Source organism: Alistipes shahii WAL 8301 (assembly GCF_025145845.1).
Lineage (GTDB): Bacteria > Bacteroidota > Bacteroidia > Bacteroidales > Rikenellaceae > Alistipes > Alistipes shahii.
In genome coordinates, this window is sequence record NZ_CP102253.1 from 326,372 (window position 1) to 341,823 (window position 15,452).

Consider the following 15,452-nt stretch of genomic DNA (forward strand, 5'->3'; position numbering starts at 1 on the left):
AGTTTCATCAGGGCGAGGTTCGGGAAGTGGTGGCCGTCTACGTCTACCAGTCCTATCTTCATGGCTTATTACTTTAAAAGTTCGGTTATTTCGGGGTCGAGGTTCCCGCGGTACTGCATCCGCTCGTCCATGCCGCAGGCCGTCAGGAAATGTTCGCGGCCCTCTACCTTGCGACCGAGCCGGGAGCACGCCACGGCTTTGAGGTATTCGGTCGTCGCGGACTGCTCCAGCCCGTCGAGGATTTCCAATGCCTGCGCGTCATGGCCGAGCGAAAGGAGCGTTACGACGGTGTTGCGGTCGCGGTATTCAAGTAAGTTGTAAAGGGCTTTCGCATACCTGCGCTTTTGCAGCAGGTCCACACCCCGCATATAAGCCGTATCGACCTCGCGGGTGTGAATGGTGTCCTTTATCATTCCCTGCCTGCGCAGGTCGTAACGCAATGTCACGGCCCGCAGCCACGGATAGACGCTTTCTTTAAGATAGCGATAATCCGCCGGGTATCGTTCGCGGATCAGCCGCTCCCGTCGGTCGGGGTCTTTCTCGGCGGCGATCAACTCCAGCATTTCGGCGCGGTGCGGCAGGCTTTCGTCACCACGGATGCGGGCCGCCAGTTCGGGCCAGTCCTCGGCCACCCACCGCACCCGGACGAGCGTATCGACTTCGGGGCCGATGCGCTCCTGCAGGTAGCGTTTGAGGGCATGGGCGCGGCCTTGTGCCAAAGCACGGTTACGGGTAAAACTGCCCTCCGGGGATGCCGTGGCCGTCAGGACGACGCTATCGACGAAAAATTCCTGCTGGGCGATCAGTCCGGCCATGCGTGCCTGAATCTTACCGAGCTGTGCGGTGTTTCTGCCGAGGGTGTCGAGTACACGGGTGTCGTTCACCAAAAACTGAATGTAGTTGCGGTCCTGCACGGTGGCGTACTTGTTTATGACCTTTATTTTGTAGCGCGTCGTGGTATCGACGAACGAGAGCATCGACGAAACGTGATAGGTCAGCGTATCGGACGGGGGCAGCGTGTAGCTGCTGTCGTCGAGGGCCACGACACGGCCCTGTAAGGTTACAAGCATCGTTTTCGACGTTTCGTCTGTCGGGACCTCCTGCGAATAGTAGTACGAGATATGGCCGGGATGGGCCGCCACGCTGTCGAGCCGCACGCCCTCCGGATAGGGATATTTCACGAAGCGGGCGAAAGCGCGGGCTTCGGCGCTGCTGTCGGGTGCGAAAGCCCGGACATACTTGCCGAACTGCCAGTAGTCGCGCTGCTGCACCCGTGAAAACAGCCCGCCCCGAATGGTGATGTCCTGCAAAGCATGCGCTTCGCCGTACTTGTGCAGATAGGGGGTTACGATGACGCTCCGGCATGCGCCCTGCAACTGCCGGGGCATGTCGATCACGAAGTCGATTATGACCTTTCCCAGCCGTTCGGGAAGCGTTCGGGCTTTGGCGCGTATGGTTACCTGCTGAATCTGCATTGCCATTATACGTTCGCCGTTCTCCTGTACTTCGGTCGGCACGAGGTAGAAACGGTTGCTGTCCCATTCGATCTTCAAGGCGGGCGGCTGGTAGGTCTGCTGCTCGCGTTCGCGCTGTTCGCGGCTGACGTGCAACACGTCGGCGCAGTATTGGCGACGCTCCAGATGCCCGGTTATCGAACAGCCGCAAAGCAACGCGGCCAAGCATACGGCAATAGTTTTCATTATCCTTTTCATTTTCTACTGCAATTTATATTCGACCAATCCGTTATCCGATGTGCGCTTAAATTCCGCGGAATAAGACGTTACTGTGAACGTGGCGTAACTCCCTAACCCGCTCAATGATACAGACCCTTTTCCTGTCGTATGGTCGGCTTCAATCTTCACCGTTACGATATACTGCTTTTTTGTCACGGCCCCACCGAAAGAATATATGTCGGCATTGGCCGTCACTTTCACGGTCAGGTCGTCCACTACGGGCTGCGAAGATTCCACGGTAACATAGAGCAAGCCCCCCGATGTGCTGAATGTCGGTTGGAGGTCGGCGGTGGTCTTAATACCCATTACCGATGTGATGATCTCCGCGCTGTGGCCGTCGGTGTCGGTTACGGTTATTTTCAGCGGGTTCGGCCCAAGCATATTTGGCTTCACCCGTAATGTATTTGTGCCGTTCCCGTATTGGGTGAATGTCGTCAGGGGAACGTCGGAGCCATAACGACCATAGTACACGGACGGAACACCTTCCACTTTTACGGTGTAGTTCCCGGAGTAACCGGGTTGTGACACGGTATAGTCGATATATGCCCGGTCATAAACCGTCAGTTCATTTCCCTGCTGGGCATAGGTTATCGTCAGTTCCGGGTTTTTGAATACCGTTGTCAGCACACGCTCCATGCTGAATCCGTATTTGTCCGTAACCGTCAGACGGAGCCGCACGTCGCCCGGCTCTGCCTGCGTATAGCTGATACCGGCCGTTACTGTTCCGTTGCCCGAAAAGAACGGATAAGGCGTACCGGGGTTCCGATTCACGCCGTCGATGGCGACTATCCCCGTCCCGGCGTCGATATGATAGGACAAGTAATAGACATTTTCGGGGTTGTTCGTGGATGTAAGCCGCAGTTCGGTTGTCGCAGGTTCCCCCGGTGCATGGTTTTCGGCAAATGGCGTGACGGTGAGTTCTGCCGTCGATACCCGCCAGTCCACGGTGTTCAGACCGAGGATGCGGGCGTCGATGTTGTAAACCCGGTTGCGGCCGACATTGAAATCCGTCGTGTTGTTTTCTCCGAGATAGATGCGGTACACAACCTGCGTTCCGTCGGCTTCGCCCGCTATGGCTATGTAGGTGGCATGTTCCGGGGCGCGGGTTTGATCTTTCTGCTGCTGGGAGCCGATGCCTGCAACCTCTCCCTGCCTGTTCTCCAATAAATAGCAGGTCGCGGCATAGGCCGTTGCCGACGTTTCTACGGGCGGCATGTCGGCAACGGCTTCGCTGCTCTCGGCGCGGCTGAAGTCAAAGAGAGCCGCCGAACGGGGTGCGCTGCGAAACTGCACGGACTTCACATGAAAAGACTTTGCGAAATCAGCAGCCACGGTGTAGCTGAAATTGACCTTTGCCACGGCGCGAACCAAAGATACGGCGATCTGCGTGTCGCCGCGCACGGTGACGGCCTGCTGCGCGGACATGGGAAAGGGAGCATCCGCGAGGGCCGCAGGCTCCCGTTCGACGCGCAGCGAGCGAACGAAATCCTGCGTCCGCTCGCCCGCGTCGTGTCCGAGGTTGGCAATGGCGTAAAGCGTATAGTCGCCTTTGGGCAGTTCCAGCACGACGGGGCGCACCGGAGCAATATAGACGTGCCGGGCCTGACCGCCGTTTACGGGGAACAAGTACAGATTGATGTCGTCGATGCGGGTGTCGTTCGTCGCGGCGCGTGTCGGGGACATGGCCCCGCAGCGGAATGTCATTGCAAGCTGCTGTTTGGCCTGCGTCGCCGGATTAAGCTCTATGTCCGCATCCGAGCAGGCGCAGCAAAAAAGCATCATGCAGACGACGGTATAAATAAGTTTTTTCATGCTGCTTTTAGAATAAGTAATTTGAATCAGTAGTTGAAAATAAGATATAAAAATGCGATGGCTACCTTTCCCATCGTATGAATTAGCAGTCCGCAAGTAGAGCGGCACTTTGAAGCTCTTTGAATATTTGTTTTTTCGTTCAGCCAACTGAATAGCGCTTCAATGGGTTCCCTGACAGATGAAACGGCTTGAGAATAAATGTCATCAGCGGCCTTGTTTCTCTGCTTCTCTTCTTCAGGAGCCCCTTTGATTGACTTGACGGGAGCGTAGAACTCATTGGCCTTATCGCGTCTTTCCTGCTCCCAGTAGTCATTGCTTCGGTATATCTTGTCAGCGAAGATCTTCTTGTTGAAAAGATCCGGCATGCATTCGCTCTGGAAGACCTTCAGGTCATTCTCGGAGGCAGGAGAGAGCGCTATCTGGCACGGATGAGGAAGATGCCCTTTCCTGCGATATCCTACCATGTGAAGCTTTAGTCCATGATAGTACAGGTTCTTGGTGGAACAGTATCCTTTGTCTGCGATATCTCTGGCGACCTTGCCTGTACGGTTTCTTCCGCAGCATGTGATTATCGGCATCGAGTCAACAATCACGGTATCATCCTGACAGTCAGAAGGCCTGAACATCCTTAATAACTGCGAGGACAGTTCCCTAACAGCACCGGCCATCCTGTTGAGACGGTAATTGAATGTCTGATAGGACACCAGGTTCGGGAACCAGTCGCGCAAGTACTCTTTAGCGAAGTTGTGAATATCCTTGATGAGGGTGTACTTCTGCTCATGACCGACAAAGAAATAAATCGTGAGGATTTCCTCGTCGGAGAACAACGGTTTCGAATTATTGCTGTATCTTTGGCAATGGTATTTGAGGCTTTGTTCGTACATATCGCAGATATACATATAGATTTTTATTAGTCTATACTCTTTGTCCTTGGGAATCATAACAAGCAAAAAATAGGGGTATTTTTTTTACTTTAAGTTACTGATTTCCAAGGATTTTGCAAGTATTTTCATCCCTTGATTTTCAAATATTTACAACTAATTCCGAGGCTTAAATGACCTCAGTTAAACTTATAAATCACAGCAGTTCAACTGCTGATTGGAATAAGTAGTTAAAACTGATCTCTGCCCGCGAGGGGCCTACAACCCACCGCTTGTAGTGGTGTATGAAGATGGATTCGTATTCGGGCGGGATGCGGTCGCGGCGGGTGTCTTTCATGTAAAAGACCCCGATGCCGATTTCGGCCGTGACGTTCCAACGCTTCGAGAGCAGCCAAGCATAACCATAGCTGAATCCCAGCCCGGCCATTCCGCCTTTGTAGTAGCGTCGGGAACCGCCGTACAGGTAATTTCCATAGGTTAGCTGGCTGCCGATGAAATGGCCCACGAACGCTTCGTAAAGCCAGCGTTTCGTGCCGATCTGCGCGGCATACAGCCGACAACTGAACGAATCGGAGTTTACGGGATTCCAGTAGGCGGAAAGGTCTAACGTCCACTTGTCCGCGACGGCGGCATCCACTCCTACGTTCACCGTTGCGGTGAGTGCGGCCAACGCGTTTACTTTGGCGCTGAAAAACTGCGCTGCGACCCGATGGGGCTTGCCCCACAAAGCCAGTAGGCAGAGCATTAAGGTGATGATGTGTCTTTTTTTCATGGTTGTAATTCTTTGGAAGCCTACTCCCGAATACAGCGGATAGGATTTGCGGCATAGCGGTAATAATCTGTTGTGCCGATAAATGATGGTACGGAACCCGTCGAGAAAAAAATCGAGGTGCAGGAAATATCGCCATATCGACAAGCCCACGTTCCCCAGTGCATATTGTAGGGCGCATTGGTATAAAGCCGTCCGAGCTGTCCGTTATTCATAAAGCGTGTTTCAACGAAAGTCCCTCCAGTCGGGATATTCGTGGTGCGATTACCGTTGTAATGAATCGTTACATAATAGGGCGACGACTGACTTACCCGCTCGATTCCGACAAAATCTTCAGGGCTGGGAACTTTCCAACCAACGGGGCACGGATCATAGATAGATTTGTAGCTTACCTTGCTGATATTGCTGTTGCTTGTCGTGATGTTCCCCCAAAGATTCGGATGATGATTATAAAGCCAATCGGCTACTGATGTCCACTCTTCCCAATCTTCGTACAGGGCATCGCTCATAAAGGTTGTCGGGTGAGCAATCGACCACTCCACGGTCATGTTGTCATAAGGGCTTTCAGTCCCGGCGTTTCGGGGATAGCTGACAGCGTATTCGAATCCCTCGGCATAAACCGCATCGGCGCGTGTGACTATATCCTGACAAGTTGCCGGGTAGAGGAAAGGGTCTTTGCGGCCCCATTGGTAGTAAAGCCCACGCGATGAGGGCTGCGTGCAGTCGGTGGTGAGTGCTCCGATATTGCGGTCCATAAAGACGGCTCCGGATGAATAGGTCTGCGCCGTGGTTGCCGGGTCGTAATCGACCGACCAGATATGCCACGACCAGATGCAGTTTCCCGCAGCGTCGAACAACCCGATCACGGCGTTGCCCCGCACGGCTCCCGTCGAAAAGGATATACGGCCGTTTGAGTATGCCGCATCTTTGACAACCGTTTCGCTCAATGTCCCCGATTCCCAAAGCACGCGGGCGGCAACTCCGTGAAGCTGCTGCGGCCAGATATTCGTCGTATTCTTGCCGTTGCCCTGCACCGTCGCATCGAACGAATAGCGGGTGTCGAGGGCCGGGGCTATGTAGCAGTTCGCCGTTCCCTTACTGTCGAGGGGTGTTTCCATGACCCGAAAACGGGCATATATGTCGGCATGCGAATCGCGGGGGACATAATTGTAGCTCTCCGACGATGAAAGGAGCCGGGAATATGCGGCGTCGGCGTACCAGCCCACGAAAGCATAGGACCCCGTCGCTGCGGCGGTCAGTCGGCATCCGTCCTCGTGGCATAACGCTGCGGTGCGCTTGCCGCCGCCCTCGTTCGCAGTTTGGGTATATAGGCACCTGTCTGCCGTGACGCTCCCGCCTGCGGAAGTATGGGCGTAAACTATATTTGCCATCGTATGTTTGAAATCGTAAGACTGTGCGAATCCGTATTCGTCGGTCAGCGTTACGCGGTAGGCCAGCGTTGAATTGTCTTTGGTGAAAACGGACGGGCCGTAATCGAGGTAAAAGTAATTACCTCCTTTGGGGTTATAGATTTCAAAGTCGAAGCTGTTATTGCAGTCGGTACGGTCAAATTCGAAATAGTCGCTGTCGCCTTGTGTCACCTCCAGCCGCCCGCTGATAGCGAGCGAGCTGTTTTCGTTCACCATATCGACATGCAGGCTGTAATCCGGGTCGTACACGCTGTAGCCGCCGATATTGCCGTCGTCGAAATCGTCGTACACGGCAGCCGTATATGCCGCGATTCGGGTGTCTGCGGTGTTGTCGTTCAGCAGGGTTATATTGAGCCTGTAATGGCAGTTGGCCCGGACGTTGAAATCGGACGTATTGTTTTCGCCCAGATAGACCGAGTAGGCCAGCACCTTACTGCCCCGCGTGGCGCGGATAAGCAGCCACGATGCACAAGGGGGCGCATTGTCGGCATTCTTCTGCTTCTGGTCGGTGATCGAGGTCCTCACGCCTTGAAGATTGGGCAGCATGTAATAGCTGCCTGCGGCCTGCCGTCCCGTCAGGAGCATTTCCGGGCCGTGGGTGTAGTCGTCGGGATTGCCGGATGCCGGGCCGTCCCCTGCAAAGAGCGCCGCGGTGCTGGGAACGGTGAGCAGTTGCACGGATTTGAGTTCCATGTCGGCAGGTTTTGCGGTGAGGTTGTAGGAGATTTTCGACACGAAGCGTTTAACGTTTATCGGCGGTAACTGCACTACGCCGCCGGACGAACATGAGATCGTCGTTTCCTGTTCGTAAAACATCGGTAGTGTGTCATAATCCTGCTGGTATGTTACCATGTATCGGGAAAGGTCGGCACTTTCACCCAGACTGCGGCCGACGTTGGCGGCAATGCGCATCAGGTAGACGCCCGGAGGACATTCGAAGTGCAGCGTCGTCGTGGTGAGATAGCGGAATACCACTACGCGGCCCGCTTTGTCCATGAGGTAGAAATTCAGGTCGCGGATCGTCGTTTCGTCGGTCGCGCGGGTCGTCGTTGTCATGGGGGCGGACCTGACGGTCAGTTCTACGGCCACTTTCGACCGTGCGATCGGTTCGCGGTCGGTAATGCAGCCCCAGCAAAGAGCGAGGGCGAGCAAAATGAATATGGTTTGTTTCATCGGGATTTATGATAACCGCCCGCGCCCCGAAAGGTGCGGGCGGCGGTTAATGAATAGGTTGTTTATGCGCCCAGATCGACCGACTGCGTTACGGGTGTTTCCCACTCGGCGACCGACACGCTGACTTGGCAATCCTGCCCCACGAGACCCGTAATGTTGGCGGCCACACGGTAGTAGCCGTTGCGGGCGATTTCACCCCCGGCCTTGCCCGTGAGGGGAACGGTGTAGATGACTTCCATGCGGTCGGCCGTTGTCGAAGCGTTCCCGTCGGCGTCATAGGTCGCGGTGATCTCCAGCGCGACGCGGCTCGCTTCGGCCAAAGCTCCGTTTTCGAAGATGTAGAAAAGGTTGTTATACTTGCCGGATGCCGTTGCCGGGGCCTGCGTATGGGTGTAGGTCATGGCTCCGGGCGTCGGTGTGGCCGGGACGATGATCGGCGTCTGGCTGGCGGCACGCAGCAGCTTCGTTCCCGTTACGGTCAGCGTTCCGGAATACTTGCTATTGAACGACGCATCGACGGAGGTCTGCACGGCGATTTTGGCGACGGTGCGTTTGAGTGTCAGGGCTACGGATGTCGTGCCGCCCTCGGCGATGGCCTTGCTCACTCCAGCCGTCATTACGAAGCCGCCGCTGCGCTTGGCTTGGGTGCTCACCTCTGCGAATGTGCCGTTATAGTCTGCGGCGGATGTTTCCAACTTTGCCAGCAGCGCGGATTTCGTGGTGACGCTCGACAGGGACATGTTGGCTACGGCGTAGAAGTCGCAGGTCGTTCCGGCTGTGGCGTGCGGCAGGGCGAACGTCGCGGTGCGGGCCGTGAGTTCCGAAGCGGTGAAGTCGCGCAGGGTGATAAGGTCGCCTTTGGCGTTGAACACGTACACGGAGAGCGAGGAAAGGGATTTCTCCCACGCTTCGGCGGCCGCGGCTTCGGCAAAGAACGCACGGGTCGGGGTTTCGTCGGTGAACCTCATGGCGACGATTGCGCCGTCGGGGGTGTGGTCGATGTCGGGAATGATAGTCGTTGCGTCGTCTTTGTTGCAGGCGATCATCGAAAGTGCGGCAAAGGCCGCGAAAAGAATCTTTTTCATGTTAAGTCGGTGTAATTTAAATGTAAGTTGCTGTAAATTAAAGTTTTGATACTATGTTTGTTGTCTGCGGCAGGGCCGCGCCGTCCTGTCCCGGTCCGCACCCTCGGTGCTCTCCGGGCGAAAATCGTCACTTTCGCATATTTTAGGATTTAGGGGGTTATTCTTCCCAGCCGTAACCGAGGACTTCGAAACGCACGTTTTTGTCGCAGTCCTCGGTCAGTCGAAGCGTGGCGTCCAGTTTTATAGTCACGTCCGCGAGGGTTAACGTCAGGGGAATTACGGGTGTCGTGCCGCCCTCCAGCAGCAATTCCAGAAAACCGTATTCTTTGAGCATCCGGCGACTTATGCCGCGCTTGGCGGCAGCTACCCAGTCGATAGCCGATTCATCGAATCTTTCCATAGCGCTAAACGTGTTGACCTGTTTTCCGCTGTGCTTTGGGAGCGGGCGTCGCTACTTCCGGACGCGGTGATTTCTGCCCGGCTCCCGGCTGTTTCTGACCTTGCGGGGATGTCTGGCCCTGCACCGGGGTTTTGCCTTGCGTGGTTTTGCCTGCTCCGAAAAGGTCAGGTGCGGGAGCCTGCCCCTGCCCGGCCGTTTCGGCGGCCTGCCCCTGCTGGTTCTGCTCCGGCACGGCTGCGGATGCTTGTACCTGTCCGGCGGTCTCGGCGGTCTGTTCTGCCGATTGCTTGGGTGTCTGCGGGTATTGGGTCCGCCCGTCGGCGGTTTCGGGCATCGAGGAAATGATACGCTCCATGTCGCGCTGCTCGCGCAGTTTGGTTGCCAGCGCATTCCGCTGCTCAATGGTCAATACCTCCATAGGTTTGCGGAAAACGGCGTTGTACTGGTAGGGCACGATGTTCACGCTGCCGTCCCTGTTTACAATCGCTATTTCGCGCACTTCACCGCGACGGAAGCTGTTGATGTCCTCCTGTGTGAGTTCCGTGCCGCGCAGGTATCGGGGAACAAAAGCATTTTCAGCGTTCGTGTAATCCAACTGCCGCGTATCGAAGTCCCGCGACACGAGCAGAGGACCCTCGGACGTTTCCAGCACGCGGCCGAGGTTTCCGTACATTTCGAGGTTCTTCATATCCGTTTCGGTGAATTTCTGATTGAAAAGTCCCTCGTCGAGAATCCGGGCATAGCTTTTCACATCGACTTTGTAGCCGTTGCCGCTCTTTTTGAGCCGGATTTTACCCTCGCCGATATAGTTGATTATATCGTCATGGTATTTGAGCTTGTGCATCCCCGTTTGTTCGTAATTCTGCAACTTTTGGAGATAGTTCATCTTTTCCAGCCCGCCGAAGCTGTACCCCATACGGTTGAGCGTGTCCCACGGCATTTCGGCAACGGGGATGCCGCGGGTTTTCATCTTGCACTCGAATTTTCCGTCCGGGTGTATCTTGTAGTTGTAATAGAGCTTCACGTCGTCGCGGGTGGTATTTTTCCAATACCGTTTCAGCGCATCTTTCATGCGTCCGAGCGCACGCCGCGGGAGAACGTAAACGTTGATGGTGGGGTTGTTGTGATACTTCTGCAAATTCTTGTAGAAGTTCAGCGGAATGTTCTTGTCCATGACAAAAAACAGGCTTTCATTTTCCGGGGTCGGGTCCACCGTACCGATACTCCCGTCGGGATTCTGGGAAAAGACCTTTGCCTGGTCTTTGTCCTTGTCGTACATCATGCCGATACTCGGCTCGTTGAGTGAATTGTCGTTGGGCTGCTGCGCAGCACCGGGCGACTGTTGTTGTTCTTCTGCCATAATTTGAATTTTAAGTTATTATGTGAAACTGTTTGCTCTGCGAATGTATAGCCGCCATCATCAAAAAGATACTCTTTACGCCCTCGTTCGCCCTCGTTCGCCCTAATTGGCTACGGTTTCGTTGCCTTTAAACAGGTGTTTTAGCTTCGGGTCGTCGGCTATGCGTCGCAGTTCGTCCTCTACGATCTGGGCCGCTTCCTGCTTTATGCGGTAGTAGTTGGCTTCGATAACCTCGGCCATTCGGTCCTTGCCGTTTTCGTCGGTGAAGTCGGAGAGCACGGGAATCGGACGATACTGTTTTTCTTCGGCTTTGACCTTTTCGACATCGACGACAATCTGGGCGTGAAACATTTTCTGCGGAATATTGTCCCCGAAGTTGTCGGCCACGGCTCCGACGAACACGCCCTGCGAAAGATTGCTGATTTTCGACGCGGGGATCACGCTGTCAAGCTGGGTGTTTATCCCCGTGGATTTATCTTCACGGCTGATATTGAGCGACTGCCGCTGCTGCACGATTTTTCCGAAGCGTTCGGAGAGGATGCGGGCCGTGTCGCCTACGACCTGCCCGGCAATAACGTTTCCTACGATATTCTGTATGACTTTGCTTTCGTGTTCGCCGTAATCGCGTGTAAGTTGGGAAAAGTCCTGCATCCCCAGACATACGGCTACGCGGTTGCTTCGGGCCGTGGCTATGAGGTTGTCCAGACCTTTGAAGAAAATGGTCGGCAGCTCGTCGATCACGACGCCGCATTTGAGTTTTCCCTTGCGGTTTATGGTTTTCACGATGCGCGAGTTGTAAAGGCTCAATGCCGCCGAATAGATATTCTGGCGGTCGGGGTTGCTGCCCACGCAAAGGATTTTCGGGGCTTGGGGATTGTTCAGGTCGAGGGAAAAGTCGTCGCCCGACATGACCCAGTAGAGCGCGGGCGAGATAATCCGTGACAGCGGGATCTTCGCGGACGCGATTTGTCCCTGTAACTGCTCCTGTGCGCCGCCCTGCCAAGCATCGACGAACGCACTCAAATAGTTTTCCAGTTCGGGCCGGGCCATGAGGATGGTGAAAACCTCCTCGTATTTCTTGTTCAGCAGTTCGATTGCGTGGGGGAAGGTGCAGTATTTCCCGTTCTGATAGATACGCAGAAACCAGATAATCGCCGTGAGCAGCACGACGGGTGATTCGACGAAAAAATCGCCCTGCTTCTGTGCCCACGAACGGTTCAGACCGATCATTATGACGTAAGCAGCTTCATAGGCATCCGCAATGTCGGTCAGAAAATCGGCATTGATGGGATTGCAGCGGTGCGAGTGGCGGGGATCGTCGAAGTTTATCACGCAGAACTGCGGCTTTACTTCGTACTTGTGCGTGAAACGCAGCAGGTGGTTGTAAGCCAGCATACTCAAATCCGGATATTTGAAATCATAGAGATACAGACTATATCCTTTCTCGATGAGTTGTTTGATGTAATTATTGATTACGGTGAATGATTTTCCGCTGCCCGGTGAGCCGACCACCATGCAGCTACGAAAAACCGCGATATTCACCCAGCCGCGAAAATTTTGTCCCCGATAACGGAACAGCGTCGGCAGGTTCACCGAATATTCGTCCGAAAGCAGGCGTGTTTCCTGCATAAAGGATTCGTTTTCGTCGTTGAAAACGTCGTCCAAGAGGTCGTGCCGCAGAAGCCGCCATATCCATATTCCGGCCGTAAGCATGAGCAGATAACCCGCGAACAGAGTTCCGGTGTACCATGCCACGCGCACGCCGGGCATTGCGTGTATATGCAAAAGCCAATCGTTGAAAAAGTAGAGGAAGAAGCCAGCGAAGCCCGCCGTGATGATATGCGGCCAGCCGATTTTCTGCGATTTAACGCCCCGTGAACCCAGACAGGCGATCAGGAGCAGCAGAAAGGCGAACAGTTTTGAGTAGAGGGGTGAGGAATAGAATCCCGTCGTCTGCTGGAATCCATGCAGAATACGGTCGATAATCCCGAATGTTCAGCCGTTGTCGGCCAGTCATTCGTAACAGAACCAATAAATGTTGGTAACATTGCAGATAATGCCTACGGCCAAAATGAACGCGACAATCTTTGCCAGCGCCCTCAAATCATCTTCTTGTTGCATAAATATAGTTTTTGGTTTCGGCGGCAAAAGTAAGTCGGACGCGACAATTCCCGACGTTGTAGGCTGCCGTTCGCCCTCGTTCGCCCTAATTGGCTACGGGATATGTCTGGAATCGGAAAAAATCTATACCTTTGTAGGCGAATATTCGAAAGGTGCATGCCTGAATATTCATCATAGCCTGTTCCCGGCAGTCAAACGTGGAAATTTGAATGGGAAGCAGGCGGGACGGCTGAACTTCGTACATCGTTTGTGCGGGGTTCGGTCTGACTGTTTCCGGGTTTTCCACGACCTGACTGCCGCAGATTGTTCCCCGTACATTTTTAAGATATTTTGCTACCTTTGTCATTGCAACAAGGGTACGCCCACATACTCGCGGCCTGTTCAGTAAGGAATCGAAACGGCAAAAATTTGATTGAGAAACAGGCGGGACAGGTCGAACTTCGTGCTTTTACGGCGCGGGGTTCGGCTGTCTGTTTCGTGGCTCTTTGCCGTGCCTGATTCCTTTCGCCGTTCCCCGCGTTTTTCTTTTCTTGCCCTAATACGAAGAATGACCGTTAAATTATTATGAATTATATCGTTATCGGTGCAAATTAAACGTTATTCGCATGGGTGATCCGGGTGTTGCTTCCGATAAATAATAATTATGGCTAATTGTTTGATTTATAGAACTGAAAAGCTATATTTGCAATGATTCAAGTTATATAAAGGTTTGTTCAATTCGTTAGAAGAATAACGCAAGTGCAAAAGCAAAGATGTAGGCATCATATCTTTGTGAGGTGATTGTTTTTGGAGTTTTTTCTTTGAAGATTTTAAGTGTAAGAGAGAGTGAAAAGGGCCTGCGCGCAATGCGCAGACCCTTTTGAATTGTATGATCCTCCCGAATTAGTCCTCATAGCAAATGTAACGAATTATGTCATGTCAGCTTTACCAAATGCAGGTTGAATCGCTATTTTTTCGTATATTGGGTAATATTATTGTGGGCTGATTATGAAAATATTTATTTATGTTTGTGTCTTTCTATGCTTGTATTCGTGTTCCGAAAGCAAACACATATCCGAAGAACTGAATCGAACGGAGGAAATAATTAACGATTATCCGGACAGCGTGTTACGCTCCTTGCAAGCTATTGCTCCCGGCAGTATTTGCAAAAAATCGACAAAAGCGCATTACGGGCTTCTTTATTCGCTGGCGTTGGATAAAACAGGGCAAACCATAGATTCCGATTCGATGCTTCGTCCTGCCGTAAACTATTTTCTGCGGAAAGGCACGAATCGGCAAAAGTTCCTTTCTTGGTATTGTCTGGGACGCATGGAATACAGCGCAAATAATTATCAGAAAGCAACCGAATCGTATCTTAAAGCGCTGGAGTATCAGGACCTAATAGATGATCCTTACCTGATCGGAGTGTGTAACTTCGTGTTAGGAGAACTGAATTTGAAGCAGAATAATTATCAAAGGGCTTTGTTTTATTACCAAGAAGCCTACGAAAACTATCAGGCCGCAAATAAGACCAAACACCAAGTCAGCGCTAAAACTGCCATTGCCGCTGTTTACTACATGGAGAACGATAACGATAACGCGCTCCGGGATTATCGGGAAGCATTGAATCTATCCGAACAATTCGGGTATGAGGATTTTCAGGTGTACTGCCTGCGTTGCCTAATCGGGATTCTTTCGAACAAAGGCGTAACCAACGAAACCTACAATTATGTAGGTCGTTTTCTCCAGTTGTCGGATGATTTATCGCCGAATGATTACTGTGTTTTGGGAGAATATTATTTGCGTATCAATAAACCGGACAGCGCCGAATATTATTTGAACGCAGCGATTTCAGCCAATATTGGTGGGCCGCGCGAAAACGATGCGGCAGCTAAAATTCTCCTTGCCGAAACCTATACGATGAATGCAGATTACCGAGCGGCCTACTCGATGCAAAAGGAGTGTCTTGCTTTATGTGATTCGATACATTTAAGCTATATGAATAATTCTGCGGCAGAAACCGAACTGCGATATAAAAACGAGCGTTTGGAATTTGAACGCTACCGCTCCAGCGTAAGACAAAATGTAATTTATATTATCGCTTTGGTATCAGTCATAGCGATCTGCGGCATTATTTATATCTTCCGCCGCAGAAATAAGATGCAGAAACAAAGAATTGAGGAATATCTGACGCTGATTGAAGAACTGAATAAGACCAAATTGCAAATACCCGATGCCGCAAAAATTAGTGAACTGCTTAATACGCGCTTTCAAGTCCTGAAAGAACTTGCAAAGACCTATTATGAGTTTGAAAATTCCCCGGCTCTTACCAAGAAAGTCAAAGGCATTTTATCCGAAAAGATTTTGGATAAAACGATAATGTCGGATTTAGAGAATACCCTGAATCAACAATACGATAATGTGATTTCTAATTTCAAGTCCGAATATCCGAAAATCAAGCCATGTTTCGTGGAATTGCTTTGCCTGCTCTATGCCGGATTTTCACCGCAACAAATAAGCGTCATTACCAATGAAACGCTAAAAACAATATACATGCGGAAGTTCCATTTGAAAAAGAAAATAATGGCTTCGAGTATCACAACAAAAAATGCGATTCTCAATATTATTTCGTAAATACCAGAGAACTAATACTTTAGCAATCAGACTTGTTTAAATCAAAGATTTACCGCTAATGTGCTGATTTAAAAT

General features: G+C 52.3%; 9 protein-coding genes and 1 pseudogene. 1 reads left to right on the top strand and 9 read right to left on the bottom strand.

Going from position 1 to position 15,452, the window contains the following annotated elements; translation table 11 throughout:
• Positions 1–68: 68 nt before the first annotated feature.
• The 9 genes and pseudogenes from NQ492_RS01415 to mobC form a co-directional block, all read right to left on the bottom strand.
• Positions 69–1,700 carry a hypothetical protein gene (locus NQ492_RS01415; protein WP_015546634.1) on the bottom strand — a complete coding sequence of 544 codons (1,632 nt, stop codon included), beginning with the start codon at positions 1,698–1,700 and terminating at the stop codon, positions 69–71.
• A gap of 15 nt (positions 1,701–1,715) precedes the next feature.
• Positions 1,716–3,545 (bottom strand): DUF4906 domain-containing protein, encoded by a 1,830-nt coding sequence (locus NQ492_RS01420; protein WP_015546635.1) that lies wholly within the window; start codon positions 3,543–3,545, stop codon positions 1,716–1,718.
• A 26-nt stretch (positions 3,546–3,571) separates the two neighbouring features.
• A complete protein-coding gene (locus NQ492_RS01425) occupies positions 3,572–4,486 on the bottom strand; it encodes a transposase (protein WP_259872901.1) in 915 nt (304 codons plus the stop codon).
• 136 nt (positions 4,487–4,622) lie between these two features.
• Positions 4,623–5,198, bottom strand: coding sequence for a DUF3575 domain-containing protein (locus NQ492_RS01430; RefSeq protein ID WP_259873585.1), 576 nt, complete (start codon positions 5,196–5,198; stop codon positions 4,623–4,625).
• 20 nt (positions 5,199–5,218) lie between these two features.
• The gene (locus NQ492_RS01435) at positions 5,219–7,798 is read right to left on the bottom strand and encodes a DUF4906 domain-containing protein (protein WP_015546636.1); all 2,580 of its coding nucleotides are present in this window, start codon (positions 7,796–7,798) and stop codon (positions 5,219–5,221) included.
• Between the two features lie 62 nt (positions 7,799–7,860).
• Positions 7,861–8,883 (bottom strand): fimbrial protein, encoded by a 1,023-nt coding sequence (locus tag NQ492_RS01440; protein ID WP_015546637.1) that lies wholly within the window; start codon positions 8,881–8,883, stop codon positions 7,861–7,863.
• 157 nt (positions 8,884–9,040) lie between these two features.
• Positions 9,041–9,283, bottom strand: coding sequence for a DUF4099 domain-containing protein (locus tag NQ492_RS01445; RefSeq protein ID WP_015546638.1), 243 nt, complete (start codon positions 9,281–9,283; stop codon positions 9,041–9,043).
• Between the two features lie 4 nt (positions 9,284–9,287).
• Positions 9,288–10,643: a DUF4099 domain-containing protein gene (locus tag NQ492_RS01450; RefSeq protein WP_015546639.1), complete on the bottom strand. Its 1,356-nt coding sequence runs from the start codon at positions 10,641–10,643 to the stop codon at positions 9,288–9,290.
• Positions 10,644–10,745: 102 nt separating this feature from the next.
• A pseudogene (gene mobC, locus NQ492_RS01455) lies at positions 10,746–12,764 on the bottom strand (conjugal transfer protein MobC).
• A gap of 987 nt (positions 12,765–13,751) precedes the next feature.
• Here mobC and NQ492_RS01460 point away from each other — a divergent pair.
• On the top strand, positions 13,752–15,377 hold the full coding sequence (locus tag NQ492_RS01460; protein ID WP_009598569.1) for a tetratricopeptide repeat protein: 1,626 nt from the start codon (positions 13,752–13,754) through the stop codon (positions 15,375–15,377).
• Positions 15,378–15,452 lie beyond the last annotated feature (75 nt).

Bases quoted from the DNA above. Each gene is read 5' to 3' on its own strand.
- NQ492_RS01435 (WP_015546636.1), bottom strand. From the start codon at position 7,798: ATGAAACAAACCATATTCATTTTGCTCGCCCTCGCTCTTTGCTGGGGC.
- NQ492_RS01460 (WP_009598569.1), top strand. From the start codon at position 13,752: ATGAAAATATTTATTTATGTTTGTGTCTTTCTATGCTTGTATTCGTGT.
- NQ492_RS01445 (WP_015546638.1), bottom strand. From the start codon at position 9,283: ATGGAAAGATTCGATGAATCGGCTATCGACTGGGTAGCTGCCGCCAAG.
- NQ492_RS01450 (WP_015546639.1), bottom strand. From the start codon at position 10,643: ATGGCAGAAGAACAACAACAGTCGCCCGGTGCTGCGCAGCAGCCCAAC.
- NQ492_RS01440 (WP_015546637.1), bottom strand. From the start codon at position 8,883: ATGAAAAAGATTCTTTTCGCGGCCTTTGCCGCACTTTCGATGATCGCC.
- NQ492_RS01430 (WP_259873585.1), bottom strand. From the start codon at position 5,198: ATGAAAAAAAGACACATCATCACCTTAATGCTCTGCCTACTGGCTTTG.
- NQ492_RS01420 (WP_015546635.1), bottom strand. From the start codon at position 3,545: ATGAAAAAACTTATTTATACCGTCGTCTGCATGATGCTTTTTTGCTGC.
- NQ492_RS01415 (WP_015546634.1), bottom strand. From the start codon at position 1,700: ATGAAAACTATTGCCGTATGCTTGGCCGCGTTGCTTTGCGGCTGTTCG.
- NQ492_RS01425 (WP_259872901.1), bottom strand. From the start codon at position 4,486: ATGATTCCCAAGGACAAAGAGTATAGACTAATAAAAATCTATATGTAT.